The sequence below is a fragment of the Nannocystis pusilla genome, assembly GCF_026626665.1.
In the GTDB taxonomy this organism is placed as follows: Bacteria; Myxococcota_A; Polyangia; order Nannocystales; family Nannocystaceae; genus Nannocystis; species Nannocystis pusilla.
The window spans coordinates 3,895,421-3,916,082 of the sequence record NZ_JAPNKE010000002.1 but is presented as its reverse complement, the minus strand read 5'-3'; the positions used below and the strand labels follow the sequence as shown (position 1 = coordinate 3,916,082).

Sequence of the window (20,662 nt, the reverse complement as noted above, 5' to 3'; positions counted from 1 at the left end):
CGATGACCCGCCGCTTCGTCACCACGCGTCTACACCTCCCGGCCATCGCCACGCTCGTCGTGCTCGCCGCCGGCGGGACGAGCTGCGGCAACCGTCAGAACCAGGTCATCCCCAACCGCGTGCTCGACCGCCCGCTGGACGTCGCGCTCGCGTGCGTGCGCCAGGAGGCGAACGGCGACCTGACGCCGCAGTCGCTCGAGCTGTGCTCCGACGCGGTGTCCGAGTCGGTGTGCGGCGACCTGCGGCTGGTCGGCTTCGTCGCCAACTCGGAGCGCAACGACATCGCGATGTTCAGCCGCTGCGCCGGCTCGGTCATCGACATGAACATCGGCGCGCCCGGGCCCCAGCTCATCAGCGCGGGCGAGGTGCCGTCGAGCATGACGGTCACGACCGGCCTGCAGGCGGGCTGCTTCGCGGTGTCGGGCAACCTCGGGAGCTGCGACCTCAGCGTGCTCGACGTGAGCGGCCTGGCGTCGTACGCGTTCGAGGAGCCGCCCGAGGACGACCCGGCGGCGTACGTGTCGACGGTGGTGCCGCGCCGCGCCGACGGCACGCCGCTCGGCGCCCGACCCGGCCAGGTGCTGGCGGTGCCGCCGGATCTGAGCAACACCGGCGACCCGCGCCAGGGCTGCGACCCGGCCAACCCGGGCAGCGTGTACGTCACGTTCCCGTCGTGCCAGCTGATCGCGGAGGTCGACCTGCGGACGCAGCGGATCCTCCAGAGCCGTCAGTTCGTGCGCGACCCGAACAACGACGCGATCACCGTGGTCGACACCGGCGCCGATCCGGTGTGCCCGATCGACTGCGCCGAGCAGTTCGAAGATCCCGACTACGGCGGCGCGCTGGCCAGCGCGCCGCCGGGCGACCCCGACGGCATGTACCCGCTGGCGATGGCCCTCGTGACGCCGCCGGCCGATCCGACCGCCTGCGTCGACTTCGCCGACCTCGAGGTCCAGGACGTGTCGCTGTACGTCGGCGGCCTCGGGTCCGACAACATCTACGAGCTCCGCTACGACGGCAAGACGTGGACCGACGATCCGCTCGAGTTCGAGTTGACGGCGGCGCAGGGCATCTCGGCGATCCGCCCGACGCCGCCGATGTTGATGGCGAGCGGGCCCGATCCCGATCCGGAGCCGTACCAGTTCCTCTACGTGATCGCGGGCGACGGCTCGACCCGCGTGGTGCGGCGCGAGTTCAGCCCGAACCGCACGGAGCTCGGCAGCGAGTGCGACACGCAGGTCGATCCCACGGTGGTGACGGCCGCGGCCTGCCACCCGGCGGAGTTCCCGGGCGAGAACCCGCCGGACCGGCGACCGTTCGCGCGCGGGCCGGGCATCCGCGGGCCGAACGGCTCGCTCATCACCGACTGGACGTTCCAGAAGTGGTACAGCTCGGCCGAGGTCTCGGCCGCCGGCGGTAGCTACGATCGCTGCCCGTCGGCGACGGCCGACACGGCCGAGGCGTCGGCCGAGGGCCGCGCCATCTCGTCGCCATTCACCGGGCCCGGCGTGGTCGGCGTGGCGTCGACCAGCTTCGGTCGCCTGGTCTTCGGCGTGTTCGACCAGTTCCAGGACGATCGCCGGATCAGCACCGCGTACGACTACCTCGGGATCATGGACGCCCAGATCCCGCCGCACTCGCTGTGGCCGAACGTCGACCCGACGCTGGCGACCACGACGATCGAGGCGCTGCCGCGGATGGAGGACAAGGTCCCCGATCGCCTGCTGCCCAACGGGATCGCCGATCCGACGGTGACGCGCACGCTGTCGCCGAGCCTGCGGCGGATCGATCGCGCCTACGAGACGCGCGTCGCCTGCAACGACGACAACGACTGCGACGACGTCCGCTGCCTTTTGGGCGAGGGCGAGTCGACGGGCTACTGCGAGCAGATCGGGCCGGCTCTGTCGCCGCCGGTGTCGGAGCGCGAGCAAGACCGCCTGGCCAAGACCGAAGAGGACGACGACGTGATGGCGTCCGGCCTCTACGAGAACGACGTCGTCCGCGCCGTGGTGCGCGACTACTCGGCGTGGGCGAGCGGGACCTGGAACCTGTTCTGGGAGGGCGAGATCCCCGGCACCACCAGCACGAGCGGACAGCTCCTGTGCGACGAGCCAGGCTGGGCCGGCGGCACCTGCCTCAGCACCAGCGCGGGCGACACTCGCCTGGTCGACAAGACCGCGCAGTTCTGCGAGCGCGGCGTGCTCGGCGGCGACAAGCTGTTCATCCTCGGCTGCAACCAAGACCCCGACTGCGGCGCCGGGCAGTACTGCTTGCTCGACCCGCAGGCGCCCGCGGGCTCGCCCGGCCTGTGCGTGTCCGAGGTCGCTTACGGGGCCTCGCGCGAGGATCTGCTGCAGATGTGCCGGCCGTTCCTGCGCGACGACTGCGGCGCGGCGCGGCGCGAGTGGGCGATCACCCGCGCGTTCCAGCAGGAGCTGTGGCTGCAGGTGCTCGACCGGCCGGTCGACTCGTACGTGATGATGCGGCAGGAGAAGACGAGCGCGTCGACGCCGGTCACCGACGAGGAGCGCGAGGCGCTGTGCCGCGGCGACTTCGTCGTCGGTCGGACCATCGACGGCGAGCCGACCTGCGCCCGCAGCACTGACGAGCCGAACTGCGGCCAGGAGGGCGCGCTGCCGTGCTGCGCTTCGGACTACGGCTTCATCGGCGACCCCGGCTACATCGAGTGCGAGAGCCGGCTGTCGTGCGCGCCGGAGCAGCCCGACAACGGCTGCAACACGCACGCCGACTGCGCCGCGCAGGCGCCCGACTACCCGCTGTGCATCGACGGCGCGTGCAAGCGTCCGTGCGGGCCCGACGAGGACTGCGCCCTGACGCCGCTCCCCGGTCCGGAGTGCTTCCGTGAGCTCATCCGCTACCAGGTGCTCGCGCGCAACAGCTTCATCGTCCGCGGCCCGTACGACTTCCTGCCGCAGAAGGTGAAGGCCGACCCGGAGTCGAGCGAGTGCTACGAAGATCCCGAGGTCTCCAACCTGCTCACGAGCCGGATCCGCCTCGGCGAGGACGAGGCCGACACGCGGCAGAACGCGCTGTGGCCGATCCCCAGCTGCCCCGCGGGCGACGAGCGGCCTGACGGGGGGCGCCGAACCCCTGCTTCATCGACGTGGAGCGACCGGCGGCGCTGGACAGCAACACGCCCAACGCGATCTACCACTTCTTCAAGTACGGCCCGCCCGACGACGGCCAGCGCCCGGTCCCGGCGATCCGCTACAGCAACCCGATGATGAGCATCGTGCTCGACCTGACGAGCCTGCTCGACCTCGCCGCGCCGATCCCGGGCACCGAGGACGCGCTGTGGCCGGCCGAGTTCGCCGAGTTCAAGCGCTCGCGGATCCCCGGCCGGGCCCGCGAGGCGTTCGGGACCAAGGCGGGGTATGCGCCTTACGACGCGAACGTGGTCACGGCCAGCGTAACGCTGACCGGGCCGACGCGGATCGTAAACGCGCCCGAGCTGTCGACCGTGTTCGTGGTCGACAGCGCGGGTGGGACGACCCGCGGCCAGGTCGTCCGTGTGACCCTCGCGGGTGGCCAGGTGGAGCCCGACGTCCGCTTCTTGGTCCGCTAGGAACGCCGGCCTCGGCGGGTTCCGCGAGCAGGGCAGGGCGGGAGTCCCGCCATCCGGCCGGCGGGGTCTGGGGGCGCGGAGCAGCGCGGTGAGGCTTGGGGGCGCCCCGGCACTTGCGTTACCATGGGCGCCGCGGTGCCGCAGTTCAAGATCAAGTTCGGGGGCGCACCTTGTCCCTCCCCACTGGGTCCCACCTGGTCGGGCGCATGAGCGACTGCTTCTTCACGCTCGACGACGACCTGACCTCGCGCTACCACGCGCGCCTGCACGTGTCCGCCAGCGAGCTGCAAGTCGAGGATCTCGACAGCAGCAACGGCACGTTCCTCAACGGCCAGCGTCTGCCGGGCCGCGTCAAGACGCAGCTCGTCCACGGCGACAACCTGAAGATCGGTCGCGAGGTCATCGCCATCATCAGCGACGCCAGCCAGGCGCCCGTCGACGATCCGATGGACAGCCTGCGCAAGACCATCGGCCCCCACGAGGAGACCCAGTTCCCCTCGCTGATCAGCCAGCTGGTCCAGAAGAGCCTCAACATGGGCAAGATCAAGGAGGCCGAGCGTTACGCGCTCGCGCTGACCAATCAGCTCATGGGCTCGAGCGTGCCGGTCGATCACCCCACCGCGAAGTCGTGCGTGGTGTGCCTGATCGCCCTGGCCCAAAAGTCATCCTCGGGCGTGTGGCTCGACCGCGTGTTCCGCCTGCACGCCGTGCACGGCTGGCTGATGCCCGACGAGATCATCGAGCAGCTCCGCGGCGCGCTCGACCGCATCACGCGGATCCCCGGCACCGGCCTCGAAGACTACGAGCGAACGCTGCGAGAGATGGCCCGCGACGGCGTCGACGTGCCCCGCGGCCTGATGTCGACCATCGCCGAGTTCTCCGACGCGTTCGGCGGGCCCTGAGCCCGACGCTCGCGCGGTGAGCCGCCGCGACGGGTTGGACGTGTCCTCGAGGACAGGCGATCGCGGGCCGTCCGCCGTCATCGCAGCGGAGCGAGCGAGGTCTGCTCGCGGTCGTCGATGACCTCGTCATGTCGCCGGTCGCGATGTCGGATGTCGACGAGCGTCGGATGTCGACGAGCGCAGGCGGGGCGAATGCGGCGACGAGCCCGTGACTCTGACGAGCGCAGTCCGCGGAGAGCGACGCGCATGAGGGACGAGGGCGACGCCGAGATGGTGACGTCGAGCTGACGCGAGCGACGTCGATGTTGACGAGGGTCGATGAGCGCAGTCGGCCGGCCGAGGCGAAGGTCGACGCGGATGAGGGACGAGGGCGATGTCGAGGCGATGACGGCGAGGCGCCGCGGTCGACGTCGACGTCGACGAGGTGACGAGGGCGGTGTCGACGAGAAGCTGCGAGGCCGATGAGCGCAGTCGGCCGGCGAGGCGACGACGAGAGTCGAGAACGACGATGCTGCGACCTCGACGAGCGACGCAGCAGATCGCTAGCGACCTGGCCGGCGAGGCGGCGACGAGAGTCGAGAACGACGATGCTGCGACCTCGACGAGCGACGCAGCAGATCGCGAGCGACCTGGCCGGCGAGGCGGCGACGAGAGTCGAGAACGACGATGCTGCGACCTCGACGAGCGACTTGGCCGACGAGGCGACCTGGCCGATGCCGCCGCCGAGGCGGAGGCGAAGAGCGGCGGTGCAGTGGTCACCGGCTCGCCATGACGCGAGGCCGCGAGGTCGGAGCGTCCTCTTGCGCAGCCGAGTCTCGCGCTGCGCGCCTCAGGAGTGCATGCGCTTCTTCTTGCGGCGGCGGCGGCGAGGCGCCGCGGGCTCGTCTTCTTCGACGGCGGGCGGGGGCGGCGGGAGCGGCTCGTCGTCGACGTAGTCGAGGTCGGCGGCGAGCGGCGGCAGGCCGAGGCGTTCGCGGCGGGCGTCGCTGAGCTGGAAGAAGTTGGCCAGCTCCTCGAGCACGGCGAAGCGGAGCTCGTGGTCGAACTGCTCGGCCGAGCGGGCCAGGCGGACCAGGTTGCGGCGGTAGATCGCCAGGCCCGTGAGCTCGGGCGGTTCGTCGTCGGAGCCGCCGCGGGTCGCCAGGCTCAGCGCGCTGATCCGCGGATCGACGCCCTCCAGCACCAGCTCGAGCGAGGGGACCTCGTGGACCAGCAGCACCAGCGCGGCGCGGCGCTGGCCCAGCTCGCGCAGGGTCTCGTCGGGGCAGGCGCTCAAAATCTGCACCACCTTGCGGTGCAGCTGCGCGGGCTCGGCAACCACTTCGGCGGCGCGTGCTGCTGATCGAGCCGATACACGCGCAGGGCGGCGTGGCAGGCGGCGCGCGCGTCGCCGCGGGCGTACTCGGCCTCGCTCAGGAGGTGCCAGGCGTCACCGTTGTTGGGGAAGCGCTCGGCCGCGGCGCGCAGGGCCGGCAGCGCCGACTCGGGGGCGCCGAGGTCGAGCCACAGCCGGCACATGCGCAGGATGAACTGCAGCACGCGCTGGACCTGGGCGCTGCGCTCCTCCTCGTCGAGCGGCTCGCCGTCCTCGTCCTCGTCGAGCTCGGCCACCGCCGCTTCGGCGGCTTCGGCGGCCTCGGCGGCCTCGGCAGCCTCGGCCGCGTCCTCGGCGTCCTCGTCCTCGCCGTTCTGCTCCTCGACCTCCTCGCGGACGACCGGGCGGCGGCGACGTCGCTTGACCGAGCCGTCGAGCTCGAGGTCCGATTCCGATGAGGATGAACTCGAGGACATGTCCTCTTCGCCCTGCTCGGCGTCGGCGGCCTCGAACGAGGCGCGCAGGATCGCGGCGAACAGCGGGTGCTCGCGCAGGGCGTCGAGGCGGGCGCGGGCCTCCTCGTCGCGGCCGAGCGAGACGAGGCACTCGGTCCCGAGCAGCTCGAGGTCGAGGGCGTCGATGGCGCTGACCGCCTCGACGCCGAGGCCGTCGTCGCAGAACTGCAGGGCGCGCGCGGCGTCGCCGAGGTCGAACAGGGCGATCTGCGCGGCCGCGGCGTACGGCTCGAAGTAGTCGGGATCGAGCTCGATCGCCTGGTCGTACCAGCGCAGGCTCTCGACCGGATCGCCCTCCGCGAGGGCGATCGCGCCGAGCAGCACCGCGGCGTCCGGCGCGTCGGGGCGGATCCGCTGGGCCTGCAGCGCCGACTGCCGCGCCGACTCGTAGTCGGCGCGATCGAGCAGCGACCAGCCGCGATCGAGGTGGGCCGCGTAACGGCTGGTCTCGCCGAAGCCGGAGTCGTCGAGGTCTTCCCCGTCGCCGATCGACATGGTCCGCTTCGTATAGCACGGCGTGCGAGGGTTCGGACGGCGCTCGCGCGGACGAGGTCGCCGCGGACGCATGGCCGATTGCTTGGGCCCGTCGACGCGGCCGGCGTATGCTCGCCAGCCATGAGCCGTTTGCCCGCACGATTGCGACCGGGAGCGCCGGGCCCCACAAGTTGCTCGGAGGTCCGCTCGGACGAGCGCTCCTTCACACCGCGGTCATGGTCGCCGTGCTCGGCGCCTGTCGAGGATCGCAGGCCGTCGGTCCGGCGGGACAGGCGACGCGCACCGTCGATCCCGGTCGCGTCGACCCGGCCTTCCAGGGCGAGTGGGACGCGGTGCAGGCCGCTCACGAGAAGGACCCGACCGGCCCTGCGGTGGTCGAAGCCGCCGATCGTCTGCTCGCCCGCGATCCGCCGCTCAACCTCCGCCTGGCCGCGCATCAGTTGAAGGCCAACGCGAACCTCGAGCGCGGTGACTACGCGGCGGCGCTGGCGTCGGCGCGCGCCGGCCTCGACGACGCGGCCAAGGTCCGCGCGCAGGGGATCGATCTCGCCCCGCCGGAGCGCGAACTGACCGAGGACCTCGGCCGCACGCGTGCGCTCGCCGAAGCCGAGGTCGGGGATCCGCAAGCAGCCCTGCAGGCCATCGCCGCCGCGACCCGTGGCGACCGCGGTCCAGATCTCCTCGCCGCCACGGCGCGAGCGCGCGAGCGACTCGGCGATCGAGCGGGCGCGGCGCTGGCCTACGCGCAGTGGCGCGAGCTCGTGCCCGAGGGCAGCGCCGCGGCCGCTCGCCGAGGCTCGCATGCGCGAGCAGTGGCGCGGCCTCGACGCGACCGCGCTCGAGGACGCCGCGCGCAAGGCCGCCGGGACCGCCGCCGCGCAGTGCCTGCTGGTGCGCGCGGGTCGGAGCGCGCCCGCGGACGCGCCGGCGTGGGTCCGCGGGTGCCAGGTCGCGAGCACGGGCGGGCCGCCGCGGATCGGGCTGCTCTTGCCCCGCTCCGGCAAGTTCGCCGGGCTCGCCGACGTGCAACTGGCGGCCGCGACCGCGGCGGTGCGCGTGCTCGCCGGACCGGCCGGCAGCAACCTGCAGGTGGCCTGGGAAGACGCCGGCTCGAGCCCCGCCGAGGCCAAGCAGGCGGCGGCCACCCTGCTCGCGTCCGGGGCCTCGGTGCTGGTCGGGCCGGTCGGCCCCGGCAACGTCGAGGCCGCCGCCGAGGTCGCCGCCGCCAGCGGCGGCCGGGCCCGGCTGGTCGTCCCGGGCGAGGGCGCAGGCCAGGTCGTCGGGGTGGCGCCCACGCTCGAGGCCCGCGCCGCCGCGCTCGCCCAGGCGGTGGGCCGCGCGAACCGCACCACCGCGGTCATCCTCGCGCCCGACAACGCGTACGGCAAACGCGCCGTGGCCGCATTCGAGAAATCACTTCCGAAAATGGGTGTGAAGTCTCTGAAATCCATCTATTATCCGCCCAATACGACGAGCTTCAGCAAGGTCCTCGAACCGGTCCGCTCGAGCCTCAAGTCGGCGGCGGTGCTGATCCCCGACCAACTCGGGCGGGTGGAACTGGTGGTGCGGCAGATGGTCCGCGACGGCGTCGTCATCGATCGGCCCAAGCAGCCCGGCGTGCCGGTGCTGTCGACCGCCGAGGGTTGCTCGCCGGAGGCGATCGGGGCCGGTCACGAGGTGCTGGAGGGCGTCCTGGTCGCGCCGGTCGGCTGGGAAACTCCCGAGGCGGCCGGTTTCACCGAGGCGTACACGGCGATGGAAGGCTCGGGCCCGCCGGACCAGGCGTGGCTGGTCTACCGTGCGGTGGCCCAGGCGTGGGCCGGCGCCGAGGCAGCGCCCCCTCCCGCGGCGGCCGTGCTCAGGGTAGAAAGCGGTCGCTTTGTCGCGACCGAATCGGCCGTCTCGCTCAATCCCGCGGAGCGCCCCCAGGGCCGCTGACGCGTCGTCTTCAGGCCGCCACGGGTCCCCCGCGTCGGCGACTCTCGAGGCCGCCAGGGCGGTCCGGCCGAGCCCGGTCGAGACCGGCCTCGCACGACGCACGGCGGCGGTCCTCGTCCCGAAGGCGCCGGCGGGCGACCGGACAAGTCGGGCCCGCGACGGCCGCAGGGCGCTGGCCCCGGACCGCGAGCGGGCGAGGCTCCGGGCGCCGACCGGCGAGCGCCGCAGGTCGGGCGCGACGACTACCTCGTCCCCGGCGAGCGGGCGGTGGTCGAACTGCTGCGGGGTGCCCCGGGGCGGGTGCGACGGATCCTCGCGCTGCCGGGGCACGAGCTCGAGCTGCGGCGTCACGCTCCGCCCGGCGTGGCGATCGATGTCTGTACACCGGACGCGATCGCCGCGGTGATCTCGCCCGAGCTGGCGCGCGGGGTGGTGGCGATCGCCCGGCCGCCGCGCGACTGGGACCTCGAGGAACTACTTGAACTCGAGCCACCCAAAGATCGGAAACTTCTTCTGGTTGCGCTCGACGGCGTGCAGGATCCGCACAACCTCGGGGCGATCGTGCGGAGCGCCGAATTCTTCGGGGCGAGCGGGGTGTTCTGGGCGCGCGACCGGTCGGTGGCGGTGACGCCGACGGTGGTGCGCGCGTCGGCGGGGGCGACCGAGAGGTTGCCGCTGTGTCAGGTGACGAACCTGGCGCGCGCGCTGGCGCGGGCGAAGGAGGTCGGCTTCTGGGTGGTCGGCACGGTTGCCGAGGCCGGCGCGGACCTGCGCCGGCTCGCCGCGGACGGCATGCCGGACGCGCTGGTGCTGGTGCTCGGCAGCGAGGGTCAGGCCTGCGCCGGTTGACTCGCGACTCCTGTGATTTTCTTGCGACCATCCCGGGCGCGGGCGGAGTCGCGTCGCTCAACGTCTCCGCTGCGGCCGCGGTGGCGCTCGCGACCCTCTGCACGCCGGCTCCGGCCGAGTCCCCGACTGCCCCAAACGAGCGGGACGGCGGGTGAATCCGGGGGCGTCCGAGTCGCCCCGCGATTTCGCGGCCGGGCTGCATTAGGACCTAGCGGAGGCCGCAAATCTTCGCCACCCTATGGCAGCCTTCGCATGCCGCTCGCACGGCGGACGCCCCTTCGGGGCGTCGCCCCTTGAGGCTTTCTATGTCCGAACTCCGCTCCGTCCTGTTTCAGTTCCTGACCCAACCGTCTGACCCGGCACGGCGCAGTGAACTCGCTGCGTCGCTGGGATCGGTCGACCTGGCGGCGGCGCGCGCCGAGGCCAAGCAGGACCCCGGCTCCGGGGACGCCGCCGCGAAGGTCGTCGGCCGCATGCTCCTCGACGGCGCCAGCAACGAGGAGGTCGTCGAGTTCGCCAAGCTGGCGGCGCAGAAAGCCCCGCGCGAGGGCGCCGGCAACGACGTGGCCCTGCTCGCGGGCGTGGTGGTGTGGCGGCTGTCGGGCCAGTCGACCCAGGCCGAGCCCTACTTCCGCCGGGTCCGCCGCAACGAGCCCGCCAATCCTCAGATCCTCGCCTTTTATCGCGAGATGTTCTCGTCCGATGCGGACGCGAGCCAGCTCATGCAGGTGCTGGTGCAGGCGCGGCGCTCGCTGAAGAAGGAAGACACCGACCAGCGCTTCGCCCTCGCCCACGAGATGGCCGACCTCGCCGAGAAGAAGCTCGGCAGCATCGACCGCGCGATCGAGGTGTGGCGCTCGGTGCTGCGTGAGGACGGCTACGACCCGCGCGCCGCCAAGGCGCTCGAGCGGCTGTACCGCGAGGGGCAGAAGTGGACGGCGCTGGTCGAACTGCTCAAGGAAGAGTTCGACCGCGTGGCCGACCGGCCCGAGAACCGCGACGAGCGGATCGGGCGGCTGCTCGAGATCGCCGAGCTGTACCGCGACCATCTGCGCCTCGACGCGATGGCGCTGGCCACCTTGCAGCGGATCCTCGACATCAACCCGCGCCACGCCGCCACCATCAAGGCGCTGGCCGACACCTACGGCGCGTCGGGCCGCTGGAACGACCTGCTGACCGTCTACGGCCGCCTGCTGGACGCCGCGCGGACCGAGAAGGACGTCCCGCGCCAGGTCGACATGCTGCGCCGGATCTCCAGCATCTGGGTCGACCAGCTCGACAACACCAGCAAGGGAATGGAGCCGCTGCACGAGGCGCTGCGCCTCCAGCCCGACGACCGCGAGACCCGCGACGCGCTGGCCCGGATCCACGAGCTGCGCAAGGACTGGCGCGCCCTCATCGACCTGCGCAAGGACGAGCTGGCCAGCGCCAGCGGCGAGCGGGCCTGCGAGCTGCGGATCGCCCTGGCCCGGATCGCCGAGGAGAAGCTCAACGACCGCGCAGAGGCGATCACGGCCTGGCGCGAGGTGCTCGCGCAGCACGGCGACGTCGAGGAGGCCTTCGTCGCCCTGATCGACCTCTACGAGCGCGAGGGTCGGTGGGCCGAGGCGGTCGACGTCCTCCGCCGCCAGATCGACGCCGCCGCGGCGCCGGTGCGCAAGGTCGAGCTGCTCGGGCGTCTGGCTCACCTCCAGGCCGATCGGCTCGGCGAGCCGGGCGCTGCGATCGAGACCTGGGCAGCGGTCGCTCGCCTCGACCCGACCCATCACGAGGCCAGCCACGCCCTGCGCGAGGCCTACGTGACCGCCGGTCGCTGGGACGACCTGGTCGCCCTCTACGAGGCGCAAGGTCGCCTCGGCGAGGTGCTCGACGTGCTCTACGCCGCGGCCGAGCAGATGGCCGACGAGGACCAGCAGATCGCGCTGTACCAGCGGATCGCCGGCCTCGCGCGCGACCGCCTGAACGCGCCCGAGCGCGGGCTGACGGCGCTCGAGCGGGTGCTGGCGCTGCGCCCGACCGACCTCGCGGTGGCCCGCGAGCTGCTGCCGATCTACCGCGAGCAGGGCAACTGGACCCGCATGCTGGCGACCTACGAGGTGCTGCTGGCCGGCGCGGCCGACGACGACGACCGCCTCGAGCTGATCGCGGTCATGCGCGACATCGCCCTGCAGAAGCTGAACGACCCCAAGCAGGCGATGCTGTGGGCGGCGCGGGCCTACGAGCTGCGGCCGACCGACGGGGTGCTGCGCGCCGGGCTCGAGGCGGCGGCCGGGCGGGCCGACGGCTGGGCCGAGCTGAGCGCGATCTACGAGCGCCGGATCGCCGCGGCCGACTGTGACAACGGCGAGCGGCTCGAGCTGCTCGACAAGCTGGCGACGATCGCCCGCGAGCGGCTCGGCGAGCCGCTCGAGGCGCAGCGGTTCTTCCGCCAGATCCTCGACCTCGACCCGGCCAACAAGGTGGCCCACGCGGCGCTCGAGGAGATCTACACCGCCACGTCGCGCTGGGCCGACCTCGCCGGCGTGTTCCTCACGCGGCTGTCGGTCACCAAGGAGAACAACGTGCGCCTGCCGCTGCTGCGCCGCGTCGGCGCGCTGCAGGAGCACAAGGTCGGCGACCTCGACGCCGCCATCGAGACCTACCGCGAGATCCTCGGCCTCGCCCCCGGCGACCACGAGGCCCTCGACGCGCTGACCCGGCTCTACCGCGCCCGCGCCCGCTGGGCCGAGCTGGCCGAGGTGCTGCAGCGCCGGCTCGACAGCGGCGACCTCGGCAACGACCACATCCCGGCGTTGTTCGAGCTGTCGCAGCTGCACGCGACGCGCCTGCTCAACTCGCAGAAGGCGATCGCCGGCTTCCTGCAGATCCTCGACGTCGAGCCCGACCACCTGCCGACGATCGACGCGCTCGAGGTGCTGCGCCGCTTCGACCCGTCGAGCGCGCTCGCCATCATGCGCGGGCTGTTGCCGTACTACCGCAGCATCCACGACCACGGCCGCGAGGCCGAGGCGATGGAGGTCATCACCATGGCCGAGCCCGACGCCGCGACGCGCGCGAACGGCCTGGCCAGCCTGGCCGCGCTGTACAGCCAGATGGAGGGCCGCCGCGCCGACGCGCTCCGGGTCCGCCGCGAGCTGTTCGTGATGAACCCCGAGGACGCGGCGCTGCGCGGCGAGGTCGAGCGGACCGGCCGCGAGCTGCAGCGCATGGACCTGGTCGCGGGCGCCTACGGGCAGATCTTGCAGAACATGCGCCGCGCCGAGGAGGCCGCCGAGGCCGAGGGGCGGGCGGTGTCCAGGAGCAGCAGGCGCTCTACAAGGACCTGCTGCTGGCCCGCGCCGTCGCGCTGCGCGACGACCTCCAGCAGTACGACGAGGCCGAGGCCGCGTTCGCCGAGCTGCTCGACCGCGACGAGACCCACGAGGTCGCTTACCACGCGCTCGACGAGCTGCTGACCCGCCGCGGCGCCCACGAGGAGCTGCTCAAGATCTACCGCCGGCGCGCCGATATCGTCCTCGACGCCGGCGAGCAGAAGCGCCTGCTCGAGAAGATCATCGCCATCGCCCGCGACGTGCTGAACAACCGCGAGGTCGCGACCCGCACCGCCGAGGAGCTGCTCGACCTGGTGCCCGAGGACCTCGGCGCCATGGCCACGCTGGCCGGCATGTACGAGCACAGCGAGCGCCAGGACGACCACTACGCGCTCGAGGAGCTGCTCGGTCGCTGGGCCGAGCGGGTCGACAGCGACGCCGAGCGCCACGACCTGGCCAGCCGCCGCGCCGGCCTGCGCATGGACAAGCTGGGCGACGCCTACGGGGCCGTCGACCTGCTGCAGGGCATCATCGCCGCCGACCCGAACCACGAGCACGCGCGCAAGCTGCTCGAGCGGCTGCTCGACAACCGCGACGTCCAGCTGCAGGTCGCCAACCTGCTCGAGCCGATCTACCACGCGCTGCGCGACTTCGGCGCGCAGGTGAGGGTGCTGCGCGTGCGCCGGGCCCAGGCCGAGGCGCTCGGCTCGACCGACGCCGCGACCGCGCACCTCCTCGAGATCGCCCGCATCGAAGAGAACGAGCTCGGCGACGCCGAGGCCGCGTTCGCGGCGGTGCGCGAGGCCTACCTGCTCGACCCGCGCCGCGCCGACGCCCGCACCGAGCTGCAGCGCCTCGGCGTCGAGCTCGAGAAGCAGCGCGAGCTGGTCGAGGTGTGGCAGCAGGCGCTGGCCAAGCTCCCCGACAACAACTCGAAGATCGAGCTGCTGTCGCGGATCGCGGTCGTGCTCGACGCGCACCTCGACGACCGCGACGGCGCGCGCAAGGCCTACGCCGACCTGCTTGCGCTCGAGCCGTCGGACGTCGACCTGGCCAAGCGGGCGACCCTGGCGCTGACGCGGCTGCACCGCGCCGCCGGCGACGCGAAGGCGCTGGTCGAGGGGCTGCGCGGCCTGCTGCGCTACATCGACAAGGACGCCGAGCAGGTCCGGATCCTGCTCGAGATCGCCGAGCTGCACGCCGACAAGCTCGAGGACCTCAAGGGCGCCGCGGCGACCTACGTCGAGGTCCTCGACATCGACCCCGGCAACTTCCAGGCGCTCGACGCCCTCGAGCGGATCTACGTCGAGGGCGGCGAGTGGGAGGCCCTGTGTCGCGTGCTCCGCCAGCGGGTGATGAGCACCGACGACCCGTTCGAGCAGGCCCGCCTGTGGCGCAAGGTCGGCGAGATCCAGCGCGACCACCTGAGCGATCCGCACCAGGCGATCGAGGCGTTCCAGTGGATCGTCGACCTCGCCGTCGCGCCCAAGGAGACGCAGGCCGCGCTCGACGCGATCGTCCGCCTCAACATCGACCTCGAGCGCTGGCCCGACGCGGAGGAGGGCCTGCGCCGCCTGATCGCGCTCGCCACCGACGACGAGCGCAAGGCCGAGCTGCTCGGCCGCGCCGCCGAGGTCGTCGGCGACAAGCTCGGCCGCTACGCCGACGCGACCGAGCTGCTCGAGGAGGTGCTGCGCCTCGACCCGCGCGACCAGCGGGCCCGCGCCACCCTCACCGAGTACCTCTCGCGCGACGAGATCCGCGACCGCGTGATCGAGGTGCTGTATCCGCTCTACGAGTCGGAGCAGAACTGGCGCGCGCTGCTCGACCTCGAGGAGCGGCAGGCGCGGCACCAGGAGGCCGGGCGCAACCGCATGCTCGCGCTGCTGCAGGTCGCGCGCACCCACGAGGAGCGGCTCAGCGATCCGGGCCGCTCGTTCGAGGTGTTGGTCGACTCGCTGGCCGAGGCCGGTGAGCAGGAGGAGATCGTCGAGGTGCTCGATCGCATCGATCGCCTCGGCAACGAGCTCGGCCGCCACGAGGCGGTCCACGACGCCTACCTGGCCCACGTCGACAACGTCAGCAGCTCGACGGTCGCCCACCGCATGCTCGGCTCGATCGGCCGCATCGCGCGGGTGCTCGGCCGCAACGACTCGGCTCGCCGCGCCTACGAGCGCCTGTTCGAGGCCAGCCCCGCCGACATCGCCGCCGCCGAGGCGCTCGAGCAGGTGCTGGTCGAGGAGAACGACTACGCCGCGCTGGCCGAGCTGCTGGTCCGCCGGGCCCAGCGCAGCGACAGCGACCTGGTGCGCGACGCGTTCCTCATCCGCGCCGCCGAGCTTTACCGCACCAAGCTCGATCGCCTCGAGGACGCGATCGACCTGTACCAAAAGACATCCACGTCGGCGCAGCGCGGCGACGAGGTGCAGGCGGTGCTCGGGCCGCTGTACGAGAAGACCGAGCGCTGGGGCGACCTGGCCGAGTTCCTGCGCCGGCGGCTCGAGGGCCTGTCGGGGCGCGAGCTCGTCGACACCCACCTGCGCCTGGCGCAGCTGTACCGCGAGCAGCTCGGCGACCTCAGCGAGGGCCTGGGGCAGTTCGCCGAGGCGCTCAAGGCCGACCCCGAGTACGTGGCCGGCACCGACCTGCTGGAGCGCTACCTGACCGACGAGGATCTGCGGCCGCAGGTCATCGCTCAGCTCGAGCCCGTGTTCACGGCCGTCGGTGACTGGCCGCGCCTGGTCCACATCCAGGAGCTGCGCCTGCTCGAGGCCGGCGACGACGTGCGGGCCCGGATCCCGATCCTCCTGAAGATCGCGCGGATCCACGAGGACCAGATCGAGAACCTCGAGGGCGCCTTCACCACGGCGGTGCGCGCGTTCGCCGAGGACCCGACCGAGCCGAGCGTGCGCGAGCTGCTGAACCGCCTGGCCCACGCGCTCGGCCGCGTCGAAGACCTCGCGCAGCTGTACACCAAGTACGCCGAGGACAATCCGAGCGACGAGGGCGACGACACCCTGGCGATCGTGCGCGAGGCCGCGGAGCTGTGGTCGGTCGCGCTCGGCCAGCCGCGCCGCGCGGTGCCGCTGTACCAGCGGCTCATCGAGGCCCGCCCCGACGACCGCACGGTGTTCCCGGCGCTCGAGGTGGCGCTGACGCAGGCCGAGATGTACTCGGAGCTGGCGGCTGCGTACTGGCACGAGGCCGACACCTCGCTCGACGAGGAGCGGCAGCTCGAGGTGCTGCAGCGCCTGGCCGAGCTGTCGCTCGGGATCCTCGACGACCCCGACCAGGCGATCCGCGCCTACCGCCGCGTGCTCGAGGCGCAGCCCGATCACGAGGCGGCGCGCTCGCGGCTCGAGCGGGTCTACGCCCAGCGCGAGCGCTGGGACGACCTCATCGAGCTGCTGCGCGAGCGGCTGGTCCGCACCGAGTCGTTCGGCGAGCGCGAGGTGGTGCTGCTCAACATCGCCGACCTGCAAGAGGGGCGGCTCGGCAACGCCGACGCGGCGCTCGACACCGTCGAGCTGCTGCTCAGCGAGCAGCCGGGCAACGCCGGCGCGGTCGGGACGCTCGAGCGGATGGCCGAGGCCCACGAGGCCCAGCGCGTGCGGATCTTCGCGGTGCTGCGGCCGATCTACGAGGCCACCGGCAACACGATGCGCCTCATCGCGGTCGACGAGTGGCAGCTGACGCAGACCGAAGATCCGGCGCAGCGCCACCAGATCTACCGCGAGATCGCGGCCTACTACGCCGGCCTCGATCAAGGCCAGGCGTACGCGTTCCGCACGCTGGCCCGCGCGCTCGCGGAGCCCGGCCCGGCCGGGGTGCTCGAGTCGCTCGACGCCGAGATCCAGCAGATCGCCCGCACCCACGGCTGGCTCGACGAGCTGCGCCAGGCGCTGCTGATGGCGGCCGAGGCCGAGACGCTGCAGTCCGACGCCGACCGCCGGGTCGCGCTCGAGCTGCAGGCCGCGCAGATCGCCATCGACATCGGCGACAACGACGGCGCCGCCCGCGTGTTGCGACATGCCCTCGAGGTCATGCCCGATCAGCCAGAAGTGCTCGCGCTCCTCGACGAGGCGCTGGCCGGCCTGGCCGACTTCGAAGGCCTGCGCGGGGTGCTCGAGCGGCGGGTCGCCGTCGCCGAGGACGACGAGGACCGGATCGTCCTGCTGCGCCGCCTGGCCCGCCTGGTCGAGGAGGGCCTCGGCCAGCCGGAGGCCGCCGAGGGCGTGTGGCAGCGGATCCTCGACATCGAGCCCAACAGCACCGACGCGATGAACCGCCTGCGCCGGCTGTACGCCGCCCGCGGCGCGTACGACCTGCTGATCGAGGTCATCGGCCGGCAGATCGACGCCGCCGACGATCCGGCGGTCCGCACCGCGCTGCGCAAGGAGCTGGCCAAGATCCACCGCGAGGCCCGCTCCGACCGCGAGGCGGAGATCGAGACGCTGCGCCAGCTGCTGCTCGACGCGCCCGAGGACGACGAGGCGCTGGGGATGCTGGCCCAGGCCCTGCTGGCGCAGGACCGTCACCGCGAGGCCGGCGACGTGATGCTCGAGCGCGCCGCGATCGCGCCGAGCCGCGAGCGGCGGGTGAACCTGCTGCTCGAGGTGGCGCGGCTGAACATCGGCCCGCTCGGCGACGCCGTCGGGGCGATGGCGCACTACGAGTCGGTGTTCCAGGTGACGCCGGGCCACCCGGAGGCGATCGGCGATCTGATGCGGCTCGTCCGCGACAAGGCCAGCTCGGACGCGGCGGCGGCGCTGGTCATCCCGCAGCTCGAGCAGATCGGGCGCTGGGGCGACCTCGCCGAGGTCTACAAGGCCCGCGCCGAGCTGACCGAGGATCCGTCCGAGGCCGCCGAGGCGCTGCGCCAGCTGGCGCGGATCCGCTACGAGCGGCTCAACGATCCGCGCGGCAGCCTCGAGGCCTCGAACCGGCTGCTCGACCGCGTCGCCGCCGACGAGATGCGACCTGTCCTCGAGTACACGGCGCGCCTGTCTGTCCTTTTGGACAGGGCCGAGGAGCACGTCGAGTCGCTGGCGCGGCGGTCCGCGGTCGAGACGCTCGACCCGGCGGCGCGCCTGCTGATCGCCCAGTCGGCGGCCGGCATGGCCGAGGAGATCCTCGGCGACCGCGCCCGCGCGCTCGGGCTGCTGGCGGCGATGCTCGACGCCGGGATCGCCGACGAGGCGACCGCGCGGCACATCGAGCGTTTGGCCCGCGCCGGCGGCGAGAAGCGCCTGCTGGCCCGGGCCCTGCGCGAGTCGGCCAAGCTGGCGCTCGGCCAGTCCGGCCGCGCCGACATCCTGGTGCGGCTCGGCGACGCCGAGTTCGACACCGGCGAGCTGACCGGCGCGACCGAGGCCTACCGCGACGCGCTCGACGAGCGACCGGGCTTCGCCGGCGCGGTGGCCGGGCTCGAGCGGGTGCTCGACCGCCTGCAGAAGACCGGCGGCGAGGTCGGCCCGACGCTCATCGAGCCGCTCGAGAACTCGTACCACCTGGCCGGCAACCGGCCGGGCCTGGCCAAGCTGGCGCGGCTGCGCCTGCAGAGCGCGACCGGGGCCGACCGCGCCCCCGCGCTCGAGAACCTCGGCCGCCTGGTCGACGAGGGCGGCGGCTCGCCGGACGAGGCGCTCGAGGCGTGGGGCAACCTGCTGCAGCTCGACGCGGCGCACCCGCTGGCGATCGAGCGGGTGGTCGCGCTGTCCGGCAACAAGCAGCTGTTGATCAAGGCGGTGCAGTTCATGGCGGGGGCGATCGACGCCGCCCGCGAGGACCAGCGCTCGTGCAGCCAGCTGTGCATCGAGACGACGAAGATCCTGCTCCGCGATCTTCGCCAGTACAACGCGGCCCTGCGCGCGCTGGCGCCGGTGCTGGCCGAGAACCCCGACAACCTCGAGGCGCTCGAGCTGCAGATCATGGCCTCGCGCGCGGCCGGCGAGCTGCCGACGCTGCACGACTCGCTGGTCCGCTACGCGCGGCTGGCGAGCAACCCCGACCTGTCGATCCCGCTGCTGCAAGAGGCGGCGGTCGTCGCCGAGACGCAGGCCGAGCCGATCACCGCGATCGCCGACCTGCGGGCGCTGCTCGAGTTCGACCAGAGCCACGAGCAGGCGTGGACGCGGCTGCTGCAGCTGCTCGAGGCGACGCAGGACACCGACGGCCTGATCGCCGCCCTCGATCAGCGGATCACGATCACCGCCGACGAGAACGAGCGCCGCAACCTGCGGCTCAAGCTGGCCCACCTGCAGGTCGAGGTCGGCAAGGTCGACGACGCGATCACGATCTACAACGACATGCTCGGGGCCCGGCCCGACGACCTGCAGGCGATGCAGGAGCTCGAGAACCTGCAGCGCCGGCTCGGCAACTGGCGTGAGGTCCGCGACGTGCTCGAGCGCAAGCTCGACCTGCTGCAGGCCGGCCAGCGCGTGCCGGTGCTCGAGGAGATGGCGGTGCTGTCGGAGGAGAAGCTCGACGACGTCGACGAGGCGATCGAGCGTCACCGCCGGCTGCTCCTGGAGGCGCCGCGGCACACGCCGAGCCTGGTCGCGCTGTGGCGGCTCTACGAGGGCGCCGAGAAGTGGGAGGACCTCTCGGAGCTGCTCGAGCAGTTCCTCGCGGTCCTGCGCGAGGTCGGCGGCGTCGATCAGCGGCGCGAGGTCGGCCTGCGGCTGGCCGAGCTGTACTCGGAGCGCCTCGGCGAGGCCGAGAAGGCGCGCGAGCTGCTGAACGAGCTGCTGCAGACCGACCCGAACTCGGTGCCGGCGCTGATGGCCCTGGCGGCGGTCGAGGAGCAGCAGGGCAACGACGAGGCGATGCAGGAGCTGCTGCAGCGCGCCGCGGCGCTTCAGCCGCAAGGCACGGTCGGCGCCGACCTGCAGCTGCGCCTGGCGCGGCTGGCCGAGACGCCGGAGAAGACGCGCGAGCACCTCGAGATGGCGCTCCACCTCCACCCGGCCAACATCGAGGCGGCCCGCACGCTGCTCGAGCTCAGCCGCAAGGAGGGCTACTGGGAGCAGGTCGCCTACCTGCTGGCGCTGCTCGCCAGCTACGCCACCGGGGACGAGCAGCGCAAGCTGATCATCGAGCGCGTCGACCTCCTGGTCGAGAAGGTCGGCGACGTCGAGGAGGCCCTGCGCGCGCTGGCGCCGGTCTACGAGGTCGTCCAGGACGACGTCGAGATCAACCGCCGGATCGCCGACGCGCTGTTCGTCAGCGGCCGCTTCGAGGACGCCGGCGGCATGTACGCCTGGCTGGTGCAGGTCGCCTCGGCCCAGCCGAAGAAGACCAAGCTGCTCGCGCACTACCTGACGCGCATGGCCCGGATCGCGCTCGCCAGCGAGACGCCGGACATGAAGGCGGCCCTCGACAAGCTCAAGGACGCCTACAAGATCGACACCACCAACGCCGAGACGATGGTGCTCCTCACCGACGTCTACGCCCACCAGAACGCGTGGGACGACTCGCTCAAGCTGGCCCGCGCGATGCTGCTGCAGAACGTCGACCAGTCGGGCATGGTCCGCCGCGGCGACATCTACCTCCGCCTCGCCAACGCGCACCTGGGGCTGAAGGAGACGTCGAAGGCGCTGTCGATGCTGCGCCGGGGCCTCGAGGAGGACCCGGAGCACCCGGAGCTGGGCAACAAGATCCGGGAGATCCAGGCGTCCTCCTGAGCCGGTGCGGGCGACGGGCCGCGCGCCCGTCGCCCGTGTCCGTTCGGACAGGTCTCGAAGTACAGG

General features: G+C 72.6%; 7 protein-coding genes and 1 pseudogene. 6 read left to right on the top strand and 2 right to left on the bottom strand.

The window, feature by feature from the left end; translation table 11 throughout:
* Positions 1-2: 2 nt before the first annotated feature.
* Positions 3-3,245 carry a hypothetical protein gene (locus OV079_RS17105; protein WP_267769840.1) on the top strand — a complete coding sequence of 1,081 codons (3,243 nt, stop codon included), beginning with the start codon at positions 3-5 and terminating at the stop codon, positions 3,243-3,245.
* Positions 3,246-3,681: 436 nt separating this feature from the next.
* Positions 3,682-4,488, top strand: a complete 807-nt coding sequence (locus OV079_RS17100) for an FHA domain-containing protein (RefSeq protein WP_338088909.1) — start codon at positions 3,682-3,684, stop codon at positions 4,486-4,488.
* Between the two features lie 829 nt (positions 4,489-5,317).
* Here OV079_RS17100 and OV079_RS17095 read toward each other — a convergent pair.
* Both OV079_RS17095 and OV079_RS17090 read right to left on the bottom strand, forming a co-directional pair.
* Positions 5,318-5,776, bottom strand: a complete 459-nt coding sequence (locus OV079_RS17095; protein WP_267769838.1) for a metallopeptidase family protein — start codon at positions 5,774-5,776, stop codon at positions 5,318-5,320.
* Entirely contained in the window at positions 5,761-6,813 is a 1,053-nt protein-coding gene (locus OV079_RS17090) for a tetratricopeptide repeat protein (protein ID WP_267769836.1), read from the bottom strand. The genes OV079_RS17095 and OV079_RS17090 overlap by 16 nt, the downstream gene beginning before the upstream one ends.
* 801 nt (positions 6,814-7,614) lie before the next feature.
* Between OV079_RS17090 and OV079_RS17085 the strand changes: the two genes are divergently transcribed.
* The 4 genes and pseudogenes from OV079_RS17085 to OV079_RS17070 all read left to right on the top strand — a co-directional run bounded on the left by OV079_RS17085 (position 7,615) and on the right by OV079_RS17070 (position 20,596).
* Positions 7,615-8,751 carry an ABC transporter substrate-binding protein gene (locus tag OV079_RS17085; protein WP_267769835.1) on the top strand — a complete coding sequence of 379 codons (1,137 nt, stop codon included), beginning with the start codon at positions 7,615-7,617 and terminating at the stop codon, positions 8,749-8,751.
* Between the two features lie 267 nt (positions 8,752-9,018).
* Positions 9,019-9,755 (top strand): annotated as a pseudogene (gene rlmB, locus OV079_RS17080) (23S rRNA (guanosine(2251)-2'-O)-methyltransferase RlmB).
* 150 nt (positions 9,756-9,905) lie between these two features.
* Positions 9,906-13,055 (top strand): tetratricopeptide repeat protein, encoded by a 3,150-nt coding sequence (locus OV079_RS17075; RefSeq protein WP_267769831.1) that lies wholly within the window; start codon positions 9,906-9,908, stop codon positions 13,053-13,055.
* A 116-nt stretch (positions 13,056-13,171) separates the two neighbouring features.
* Entirely contained in the window at positions 13,172-20,596 is a 7,425-nt protein-coding gene (locus OV079_RS17070) for a tetratricopeptide repeat protein (protein WP_267769830.1), read from the top strand.
* Positions 20,597-20,662: the final 66 nt, after the last annotated feature.